8 protein-coding genes and 1 pseudogene are annotated in these 10,685 nt (G+C 70.2%); 7 read left to right on the top strand and 2 right to left on the bottom strand.

From position 1 onward, the window contains the following. The 7 genes and pseudogenes from AB0J02_RS29055 to AB0J02_RS29085 form a co-directional block, all read left to right on the top strand. A pseudogene (locus AB0J02_RS29055) lies at positions 1-357 on the top strand (hypothetical protein); the annotation flags it as partial. 4 nt (positions 358-361) lie between these two features. Then, positions 362-1,555 carry an ROK family transcriptional regulator gene (locus AB0J02_RS29060; RefSeq protein ID WP_363196744.1) on the top strand — a complete coding sequence of 398 codons (1,194 nt, stop codon included), beginning with the start codon at positions 362-364 and terminating at the stop codon, positions 1,553-1,555. Positions 1,556-1,806: 251 nt separating this feature from the next. Beyond that, positions 1,807-2,829 (top strand): acetamidase/formamidase family protein, encoded by a 1,023-nt coding sequence (locus AB0J02_RS29065; protein WP_363196745.1) that lies wholly within the window; start codon positions 1,807-1,809, stop codon positions 2,827-2,829. Positions 2,830-2,886: 57 nt separating this feature from the next. Continuing rightward, positions 2,887-3,501 carry an N-acetylmuramoyl-L-alanine amidase gene (locus AB0J02_RS29070; protein ID WP_363196746.1) on the top strand — a complete coding sequence of 205 codons (615 nt, stop codon included), beginning with the start codon at positions 2,887-2,889 and terminating at the stop codon, positions 3,499-3,501. Positions 3,502-3,612: 111 nt separating this feature from the next. Beyond that, entirely contained in the window at positions 3,613-4,884 is a 1,272-nt protein-coding gene (locus AB0J02_RS29075; RefSeq protein WP_363196747.1) for a GAF domain-containing protein, read from the top strand. 76 nt (positions 4,885-4,960) lie between these two features. After that, positions 4,961-6,484, top strand: coding sequence for an aldehyde dehydrogenase family protein (locus AB0J02_RS29080; RefSeq protein WP_363196748.1), 1,524 nt, complete (start codon positions 4,961-4,963; stop codon positions 6,482-6,484). Positions 6,485-6,839: 355 nt separating this feature from the next. Beyond that, complete coding sequence (locus tag AB0J02_RS29085; RefSeq protein ID WP_363196749.1) at positions 6,840-7,223, top strand: hypothetical protein; 384 nt, start codon at positions 6,840-6,842, stop codon at positions 7,221-7,223. Here the strand turns inward: AB0J02_RS29085 and AB0J02_RS29090 are convergent. Further along, on the bottom strand, positions 7,183-8,847 hold the full coding sequence (locus tag AB0J02_RS29090) for a protein kinase (RefSeq protein WP_363196750.1): 1,665 nt from the start codon (positions 8,845-8,847) through the stop codon (positions 7,183-7,185). The two genes, AB0J02_RS29085 and AB0J02_RS29090, sit on opposite strands and share 41 nt — an antisense overlap. Positions 8,848-9,283: 436 nt before the next feature. Further along, positions 9,284-9,598, bottom strand: coding sequence for an STAS domain-containing protein (locus AB0J02_RS29095; protein ID WP_363196751.1), 315 nt, complete (start codon positions 9,596-9,598; stop codon positions 9,284-9,286). Between the last annotated feature and the right edge of the window lie 1,087 nt (positions 9,599-10,685).

Consider the following 10,685-nt stretch of genomic DNA (forward strand, 5'->3'; position numbering starts at 1 on the left):
GCGACCGTAACCCGGGCGAGCGCGGCAGCGACCATGACCCTGGCGAGCACGGCAGCGGACGCGGCCCCAGGCGGGCGCGGCGCCACTGGAGCGGCCGTGACCCGGGTCGGGACCGGCACCGCTGCCGTAGGGGCTATGACCCCGGTCGTGCCCGGCACCGCTGCCGGAACGGCCATGACCCCGGTCGTGCCCGGCACCGCTGCCGGAACGGCCATGACTCCGGTCGAGCCCGGCGCCGCCGCCGGAGCGGCCGCGACCCTGGCCGCTTCGGTGGCCGGGCGCGCGGCCGGGCCGTGCACGCCGGGCCGCGCACGCCGGACCTGGGCGCGGCGCCCGCCGCGCACCCTGGGAACATGAGCGCATGACCGCACCATTGCACCGGCCCAGGCCGGGGACGCCCGACACCCAGCAGGGCATGCGCCGCCGCAACCTGTCCCGCGTGATGCACGCGGTCGCCGCCGAGGGGCCGCTGTCCCGGGCCTCGGTGGCGGGCCGCATCGGGCTGACCCGGGCGGCGGTCTCCACGCTGGTCGACGAGTTGATCCGGGTCGGTCTGCTGGAGGAGCTGGGGCCGCAGCGGCCCGGCGGTGTGGGCCGCCCCGGCTCCGCGCTCGCGGTCAGCGGCCGGGGCCCCGCCGGGCTCGGCGCCGAGGTGGGCGTCGACCATCTCGCGGTGTGCGCGGTGGATCTCCGCGGCGAGGTGCGCGCCCGCGCAGAGCTGCGGGTCGGCAACCGGGGGCGTGCGCCGCGCCCCGTGCTCGGTGATCTCGCGGCGCTGGTCCGGCAGGTGACCGAGGAGGCGGCGGCCGCGGGGCTGCGACCGGCGGGGCTCGCCGTCGCGGTGCCCGGTCTCGTGGCGCGCGGCACCCACACCGTCGTCCGCGCCCCGAACCTGGACTGGCACGACACGGACGTGGCCGCGCTCCTGCCGTGCGAGGTGCCGCTGCGGGTCGACAACGAGGCGAACTTCGGCGCGCTCGCCGAACTCTGGCTCGCCGCGGATTCCCCGGCGGACTTCCTGCATGTGTCGGCGGAGATCGGTATCGGCGCCGCCCTCGTCGTCGACGGTCGACTGCTGCGCGGCACCCGGGGGTTCGCGGGCGAGCTCGGGCATGTGCCGGTACGTCCCGACGGCCCGGCCTGCCCGTGCGGCGGGCGCGGCTGTCTGGAGCAGTACGCGGGCGAGGAGGCGGTGCTGCGCGCGGCGGGCGTCGAGCCGGGCGCGGACCGGGTGTCACTGCTGGCCGAGCGGGCCGCGGCGGGCGACACGGACACCCGGCGTGCGCTGCGCGGCGCCGGGACCGCGCTGGGCATCGCGCTGACCGGGGCGGTGAATCTGCTCGACCCGCGCGCCGTGGTGCTGGGCGGCGCGCTCTCGCGTCTCGCGCCGTGGCTGCTGCCTTCCCTGGAGCGGGAGTTGACGCGGCGCACGGCGACGCCGGCGGACGGGGTCGCCGTCTCCCGGTTCGGCTCGGACGGCCCGCTGCTCGGCGCCGCGCACTCCGTGGTGCGGACGGTGCTCGACGATCCGATGGGTGTGGCGCAAGCGGCCTGAACCGCCGTCCCGCAACCACCACCCCGCGGCGGCCCGATCTCGACGGTCGCCGCCAGTGGTTCGGACCTCTGACGTGCAGTTGTTCACATCGGACGCGTTGTCCACAGGTGCACCGCGCCCCCTTCCGCCGCAACCCGCGGGCCCCGTACCGTACTTCAGGCGAGGCGCCGCTCCCGTCCCTCCGACGGGTGGCGGCGTCGGGTTCTGCCCCAGAACGTTCGCCGCTGTCCACGGAGCGGAGTTCAGCCGACATGACCGACCCCAGGGTGCTCACCGTCCGGCCCGAACCCGGCACGTACGCCTGGACGTTCGGGGGTGCGCCGCCGATTGCGCGGATCGCTCCGGGCACGGTCCCGGACCTGTTCACCGAGGACTGCTTCGCGGGCCGGGTCCGCTCGGAGAAGGACCTCGTGTCCCAGGTGTGCGAGTTCCCGTACCTCAACCCCCAGACGGGCTCCTTCCACATCGAGGGCGCCCAGCCGGGCGACACGGTCGCGGTGCACTTCGCGTCGGTGGAGCCCGCCCGGGACCGGGCCGCGTCCACGACGGTGCCGCTGTTCGGCGCGCTGACGTCCACGCACACCACCGCCTCGCTCCAGCCGCCCCTGCCCGAGACGGTGTGGATCTGGGAGCTCGACCGCGACCGGCGCACCGCCCGATTCGCCGCACGGTACAGCGAGTTCACGGCGGAGCTGCCGATGGACCCGTTGCACGGCACGGTCGGCGTCGCGCCGGCCGGCCTGGAGGTGCGCTCGGCGCTGGTGCCCGACGCGCACGGCGGGAACATGGACACGCCCGAGATGCGGGCGGGCGTCACCTGCTACCTCGGTGTGAACGTCGAGGGCGCACTGCTGAGCCTGGGCGACGGGCACGCGCGGCAGGGCGAGGGCGAGACGTGCGGGGTCGCCGTGGAGTGCGCGATGCGGACCGTCGTCGTGGTGGAGCTGCTCAAGGGTGTGGCGACACCGTGGCCGCGCATCGAGTCGGACACGCACGTCATCTCGACAGGATCGGCGCGCCCGCTGGAGGACGCGTTCCGGATATCCCAGCTCGACCTGGTGCGATGGCTCGTACGGGACTACGGGTTCGGCGAGTTGGACGCCTACCAGTTCGCCACGAAGACCGGGGAGTCACCGCTGGCGAACGTGTGCGACACCAATTGCACGTGCGCCGCCAAGCTCCGCAAGGAGTGGCTGCCGGCGCGCGAGACGCACCGCGGAGTGCACGCGCGGCTGCGTGAGATCGCGGCGACGCTGCCGCGTCCCGGGCGCTGAACCTTCGGCGCCGCCGGTTCCCCCCACCGTCCGAGTCATCCGAGAGGCAGGATCGTCATGGACCGAGCAAGAGACCTCCCCCACCCCAGCCGCCGCCGTCTCCTGCAGGCCGGGGCGCTGGCCGCCGCTGCCGCGGTGCCCGGTGCGCTGCTGCCCGCGGTCCGGGCCGGCGCCCAGGCGCAGGCCGTCGACTATCCGCCGGCCCAGTCCGTCCCCGCGAGCACCTCCAACTACACGGCGGCCAACCGTCCTTCGTCGTATCCGATCGACTACGTGATCATCCATGTCACGCAGGAGACGTACGCCGACGCCGTGAAGATCTTCCAGAACCCCGACAAACAGGTCTCCATCCACTACCTCGTACGCTCGGCCGACGGGCACGTCGCGCAGTGCGTACGCGAGAAGAACGTCGCCTGGCACGCGGGCAACTGGGACTACAACACGCGCAGCATCGGCATCGAGCACGAGGGCTGGGTCGACCGGCCCGAGTACTTCACCGACGCGATGTACGAGCAGTCGGCGGCCCTGACCGCCTCGGTCTGCGCGCGGTACGGCATTCCGATGGACCGCGACCACATCATCGGCCACGTCGAGGTGCCCGGGACCGACCACACCGATCCGGGCCCTTACTGGGACTGGTCGCGCTACATCAGGATGGTGAACTTCGCCTGACCCTCTTGTCCCGCGGCATGTGCCACCTCGGGTGATCCGTGCCCGGCGCCTTGTCGACGCGCGCCCGCGGGGCGACGATGTCCTGACCGCATCGCCGTCCTGGAGGCCGAGTTGACCGATCCCTGGGTGGCCCTGGAGCCGGGTGCCGATCCCTCCGAGCGGGTCCGGGTGCTGCGCCGCGCCCATGACCGGTTCACCGCGGCGGGCACCGTCGCCCGCCCGGTGCGCCCGGTGGTCGCCGATTCCTGGCGCCGTTCGGCGGGCGCGCACGTCGACCCGGACTCCGCCGCGTCGGTGGAGCTGACCGACGGCGATCTCGGGGCGTACCGCGCGGAGCATCCGCTGTCCCGGGTGATGCCGCTGTTCCGTGAGCTGATGGGCACGTTCGCGACGGACGGGGAGCATCTCCTCGCCGTGTGCGACGCGCACGGCCGACTGCTGTGGGTCGAGGGGCATCCGGCCACCCGGCGGCGGGCGGGCGGCATGAACTTCGTGCCGGGCGCCCGCTGGTCGGAGTCGGCGATGGGGACGAACGCGCCGGGTACGGCGGTCGCCGTGGACCGTCCGGTCCAGGTGTTCGCCGCCGAGCACTTCATCCGCAGCGTCCAGCCGTGGACCTGCGCGGCGGCCCCGGTGCACGACCCGCGCTCGGGCCGGCTGCTCGGCGCGGTCGACATCACCGGCGGGGACGGGCTCGCGCATCCGCACAGCCTCGCGTTCGTACAGGCGGTGGCCCGCGCGGCGGAGTCCCAGCTCGCGCTGCTCACGCCCCCGGCGGCGGCCGGCCCCGGCCTGCGCCTGAGCGTGCTCGGCCGCGACGAGGCGTTGCTGCTCACCGGAGGCGGCCACAAGATCCGCCTCAGCCGCCGCCACAGCGAGCTGCTCGTGCTCCTCTCCCGCCATCCGGAGGGCCTGACCGGCGACGAACTGCTGTGCTTCCTGTACGAGGACGAGTCGGTCACACCGGTGACGCTCCGGGCCGAACTGGCGCGCCTGCGCCGGGTGTTGGGCCCCGACGTCCTGACCTCGCGCCCCTATCGCCTCGCCGTGCCGGTCGACTCGGACCTGGCGACGGTCGAGCGGCGTCTCGGCTCGGGCGCGGTGACGGCCGCGGCGTCCGCTTACCAGGGTCCGCTGCTGCCTGCCTCCCAGGCCCCGGCGGTGGCCCGTATGCGACGCGGGCTCGCCGACGGGCTGCGGGCGGCGCTCATCGCGCGCGGCGACCCGGACCTGCTCACGGACTGGGCACACGCCCCGTGGGGCGAGGACGACCTGGCCGTGTGGCAGGCGCTGGCGGCGGTCAGGCCGACCCCGCCGGTCCTGGCCCGGCTGGCCGCGCTGGACGAGGAGCAGCGGGCCCCGGACGACCCGTACGCAACGTAGCTGCAACGTTCCGGTTCCTAGCCTCCGGGACGACGGCTGCCCAACGGCGGGCAGCCCGCACGGGAGGCCAGCCAAGATGACCCGTTACACCGCGCCCGGCACCGAGGGCTCCGTCGTCTCCTACCAGGCCCGCTACGACCACTTCATCGGCGGCGCGTACGTGCCGCCCGCCCGCGGTCAGTACTTCGAGAACCCGAGCCCGGTCGACGGGCGGCCGTTCACCGAGATCGCGCGCGGCACCGCCGAGGACGTCGAGCGCGCCCTGGACGCCGCACACGCCGCCGCGCCCGCCTGGGGCCGCACCTCCGCCGGCGCCCGCGCCGATGTCCTCCTGAAGATCGCCGACCGGATGGAGCAGAACCTCGAACAGCTCGCGGTCGCCGAGAGCTGGGAGAACGGCAAGCCGGTCCGCGAGACCCTCGCCGCCGACATCCCCCTCGCGATCGACCACTTCCGCTACTTCGCGGGCGCCCTCCGCGCCCAGGAGGGCAGCCTCTCGGAGCTCGACGACGACACCGTCGCCTACCACTTCCACGAGCCGCTCGGCGTCGTCGCGCAGATCATCCCGTGGAACTTCCCGATCCTCATGGCGACGTGGAAGCTGGCCCCGGCGCTCGCCGCGGGCAACGCGGTCGTCATCAAACCGGCCGAGCAGACGCCCGCGTCGATCCACTTCTGGATGAGCCTCGTCGCGGACCTGATCCCGCCGGGCGTCGTCAACATCGTCAACGGCTTCGGCGTCGAGGCGGGCAAGCCGCTGGCCTCCAGCTCCCGCGTGGCGAAGGTCGCGTTCACGGGCGAGACCACGACGGGCCGGCTGATCATGCAGTACGCGTCCGAGAACATCAAGCCGGTCACCCTCGAACTCGGCGGCAAGTCGCCGAACCTCTTCTTCGACGACGTGTGGGCCAAGGACGACGACTTCCGGGACAAGGCCCTCGAGGGCTTCACGATGTTCGCCCTCAACCAGGGCGAGGTCTGCACCTGCCCGTCCCGCGCACTCATCCAGCAGGGCCACTACAACGAGTTCCTCGAAGCGGCGATCGCCCGCACCGAGGCCATCAGGCCCGGCCACCCGCTCGACACCGACACGATGATCGGCGCCCAGGCCTCCAACGACCAGCTCCAGAAGATCCTCTCGTACCTGGACATCGGCCAGCAGGAGGGCGCGAAGGTCCTCACCGGCGGCCAACGCATCGAGTACGAGGGTGAGTTGGCGGGCGGCTACTACGTCCAGCCCACCATCTTCGAGGGCTCCAACCGCATGCGCATCTTCCAGGAGGAGATCTTCGGCCCGGTCGTCTCGGTGGCCTCGTTCACCGACTTCGACGACGCGATCAAAATCGCCAACGACACGCTGTACGGCCTCGGCGCCGGCGTCTGGACCCGCGACATGAACACGGCCTACCGCGCGGGCCGTTCGATCCAGGCGGGCCGCGTATGGACGAACTGTTACCACGCATATCCAGCGCACGCGGCGTTCGGCGGGTACAAGCAGTCGGGGATCGGGCGGGAGAACCACAAGATGATGCTGGAGCACTACCAGCAGACGAAGAACCTTCTGGTCTCGTACTCGGCGAAGAAGCTCGGGTTCTTCTAGGGCCACAAAAGTGGGCGCCTGATCTGGGCTTTTAGCCGTCAGGCGCCCTACTTACAAGGCGGTCGACATCGAGGCGCTTTGCGAGGGCCCCCGATATCTCCCACAGCTATCCCAACTCAGACCAGCTCTTCCGGACCAGTCACGGACCAGAATCCACTTCTCGCCCCGCAGACTCCGCGCCCTGGCTGACGCGGTCCCACTCCTGCGTCGATTGCTCGATGAGGCGGTTCGCTTGCTCCTGCACACCGTCCAGAGACTTCGCGTAGTGGCGCAAGAGGACCTCAATACTCCGCCCCGCCCGGCGCGCATACTCAGCCGGATCCACGCAGAAGTACAGCCAGAAGGAGATCCCGGCGTGGCGCAGATCATAGGGCCGCTCGGCCAGTCTCGAGGCCGGTTCCGTGAGAGCTTCGAGGAGTACGCGCAGGAGTGGAGGGTGAACCAGCGTCACCTGGCGGCCGGGTCCGTTCGACGCCTCGACTCGCTCTTGGAGCATCACGTGTTCCCGGTGCTCGGTAGCCGCAAGATGGCGAGCTTCGATCACAAAGTGGTCTACGGCTTCGTCCAGGCCGTGGAACGAGCACGGACCGGGCTCGCGACGCAGTCCGACGCCCCCGACAAATACGGTGCGCCACCGGCCCTCCGATTTCCGCCAACCTCGCTCAGGCGCCACATCGGCTACTGCGGGATGGCGCCGGTCACACGACCATCCATTCCTCGAGCTTTTCCGGCCCGCTGATCCTGCCCTGCGCCCGCCGCCCTTCGGCGACCTCAATGGTGATGTACTGATCGCCGGAGAAAACCCAGTAGCGGTGGACGTCCGCCGGGTCCTGGAGAGTGGCGTCTATACGTTGGGAGAACCGCGGGAGGCCGCCGAAGCTCTTCTTCCAGTTCTTCAAAGGACTGGGACCAGCCAGCAAGGTATCGGTGTGGGTGGCCTCGGAGACTGCGACCACGATGTACTGGTTGCCGGAGAACAGCCAGTAGTGGTTGGCGTTGTCCGGACTCTGCATCACGGCATCTATGCGGTGAGAGAAGTTGGGCAGATCACCGAAGCTCTTCCACGATTTCAGTGATTCAGGTCCGGACAGGCGTCCTCCCGCCCGGCCGCCGTTGGCAACTTCGATGAGGACGTACTGGTCGCCGGAGAAGACCCAATACCGGTTCTTGTCGTCGGGGGTCTGCATGACGGCGTCGATCCCCTGGGTGAAGCGTGGCAGTCCACCGAAGCTCTTCTCCCATCCGGTCAGTGCGGCTGCCTTTGAGAGCCGGCTGCCCTTGCCGTCTTCCACCCGCACCTTGGTGTACCGGTCACCGGAAAACAGCCAGTACCGCCCGGCCCCATCCGGAGCGGCCATGACGGCATCCACCTGCGCCGCAGACACACCTGCCTGCTCGTCGCCGGACGGCCCGCCTCCCACCTTGTAGGCAGTGATGCCGCCCGCGACCACGACGCACAGCACGAGGGCAACGGCCCCCCAACGCGGAGAGGTCCTGCGCCGTCGACGCAGTTCACTGCGCGGCTGGCGCAGAGTCGGCGACAGCGGCTCGCTCACCGCGACGGAGTCCAGCGCACGGACGACCTGCTCGGCTGTGGGGCGTCTCTCAGGCTCCTTCTCCAGGAGCCCCGTCAGTACATCGCGCAGGGGAGAAGCGGGAAGCGCGAGCTCGGGCGGTTCGAAGGCGACGGCGTGCAGCGTCGCGGCGGCGTTGTCGCGGGCGAAAGGTGACTGCCCGTCAAGCAACGTACACAGAGTGGCGCCCAGGCTGAACAGGTCACTGGCAGGACCGGCAGGCCGGCTGTGCAGCCGCTCCGGAGCCATGTACTCCGCCGAGCCGAGGACTCCGCCCGCCGCTGTGTGGACGCTTCCCTCCCGCAGTGCCGCGATGCCGAAGTCCGTGAGCACTGCGCTGCCGTCACGGCGCAGCAGAATGTTGGCGGGCTTGACGTCTCGGTGCAGCGCTCCGACAGCGTGCACGGCGTCGAGCGCGGACACCACCTCACGACCGATCTTGGCGACCTGGTGCGGGGGTATTCGCCCGGCGGTGGCAAGGTGGTCGGCGAGAGACAGCCCGTCCACGTACCCCATGACGATCCACAACAGACCGGCGTGGTCGACGAGATCGAAGATTTCGATCACGTGGGGATGTGAGACACGTGCGATCGCCCGTGCTTCCCTCAAGACGCGTGACAGGAGTTCCGCGTGCTCGGTGCCGTCGCCCGGCAGGTGCAGTTCCTTGACCGCGACCATGCGCTGCAGCAATTCGTCCCATGCCCGCCAGACGGTACCCATCCCCCCTCGGCCGAGCTGCTCCTCCAGGCGGTACCGGTCCACGATCAACTGCTGTTCCTCATAGCGCACACGGGAGAACATACACACCAACACGTGTGACCGAGGACCGTCGTTACCCGCAGCTCGGTCGCTCACGGAGCATCCGTTGCGTTGCGCGAGACGTCGAGCGAGCCGAAGACAACCTCCGGCGCCTACGGTGGGAGAACGCCGATCCACGTGCCACCCTCCACCACTACGAGGAAGCGATCAGCAGAGTGCGCGCTGTCACTACCACTCGTCGAGCGTCGGCGCGAGCACGGCCAAGGCGTCGATCGCCTCGCGGATGCAGCAGTAAACAGTGGCGATGCCGGATCGGACACTGAATAACACATGGTGTGTTTCGCTGCGGGCCTGGTAGTTGACTCGAAGTCGAAGGTCGAGTCGTACTCAGCGATCCGCCGGGATCATCAGCTGGGCAAATCGCTGTGGTCCTTACATGTGGTGGTAGATCTCCTGAGGGTGCGGATCAGTGCTTCGGGAGTGCCTTGCGTCCTGCCCAGGCGTCGTCGGTGCTGGCGTAGCGCGGGAACTGTCCTGTCGCACCGTGGAGGGCCAGCAGGCGGCTGATGAAAGGCTGGTCGTAGACCAGGCGCAGTCCGTGGCCCACTCGGTGACAGTTGTCCAGGGCGGTGCGCAGTTCGCGGATCGCAGTGGAGTCCATGAACGTGACCGGCCGTAGGTCGACGATGGTCCAGGCGTCTCGTTCCTCGGCGCTGATGCCTCGTAGCAGGAGGGTGAGGTCGGGGAAGGACGCGATGTCTAGTTCTCCGTGCAGGCGCACGATGCGACAGGCGTTCTTGGGAACGGGCCATTCGTTGTTGATCGGGGTGCTCTTTCCTTGCGTGTTGCACCACAGGCACGAACAACGCGAGGACGAAGGAACCGCACGTCGGGTGTCATGGCGGAGGCCGCCGCTTCGGATGCGGCGGCCTCGTGCCCTGTGCGACGCGACCCCCTGTGGCACCGCGGAGCACTCCCTCCAAGCCGCCGGGGGCATGGGCTGATCCGGCGTCAGACTGCTCCGAGGGACGGTCCGGGCCGCAACGACATCCGCGGGAGTGGATGCGGGGCCCGGCGTTCGCGATCCGCAGGCTCGCTCTACTGCGGAAAAGAACCTCTATCGCCGGCATCTGACTGATGCGGGGGAGGCTGTTCCTTGACCATAGAACAGTCGAGCGGCGATCGTGCCGTAATCGGCGAATCTGGTATTAAGGGCACTTTTTCTGGTGTGGCCGTCTCAATTGTTCACCTGTCACTAGCTGAACGCGAGGTGACAGTTCTTCCCCCGTCGCGACGCCGCGATCGGGCGACGCGGAATTCCGGCACTTCCGACCGGGTATGCGACTGAGGTCGACCCCTCCCTCCAAACCCTCGCGATCCGCACGTCGAGTCTGAGTTCGGGCTCGGATGCCGCACACGGGTAGTGGGGTGGGCAGAGGCTGCGCGAAGGGGCGGCCAAGGGCTCCGACGCGCTGTTGGGAGGGTACTGAACCCAGGTGAGATCGACGGCGATCTCCTGAGTGACCCGCGCGCGTGCGCCTGGTCGGCCATCACCAATACGCCTGGCCCGCACATCCCATCGCCACTGCGGCGATTTCATCGGCGGTACGCGCACCGCGACATTGCCCCCGGTGCGCCTTGCGCTGCACCGTGCCAGGTCTCTTCTTCGACTGCAGGCTGTGCTCCGCTGCGCGGTGGCGACAGTACGGGACGCCCGCGGCGTACCCAAGAGGCAGCCCCGCACCGGTGACGGGCGGGGCTGCACAGGTTGAACAGGTTGCGGCTTACGCGGCGGACTCAGCGGTGGTGACGGCCCCAGGACTCGCGGTCCAGGCGGTGTCCGCGGGCGTCGCGGAGGGTTGCGGTGT

The sequence above is a fragment of the Streptomyces sp. NPDC050264 genome (assembly GCF_040655895.1).
Classification (GTDB): domain Bacteria; phylum Actinomycetota; class Actinomycetes; order Streptomycetales; family Streptomycetaceae; genus Streptomyces.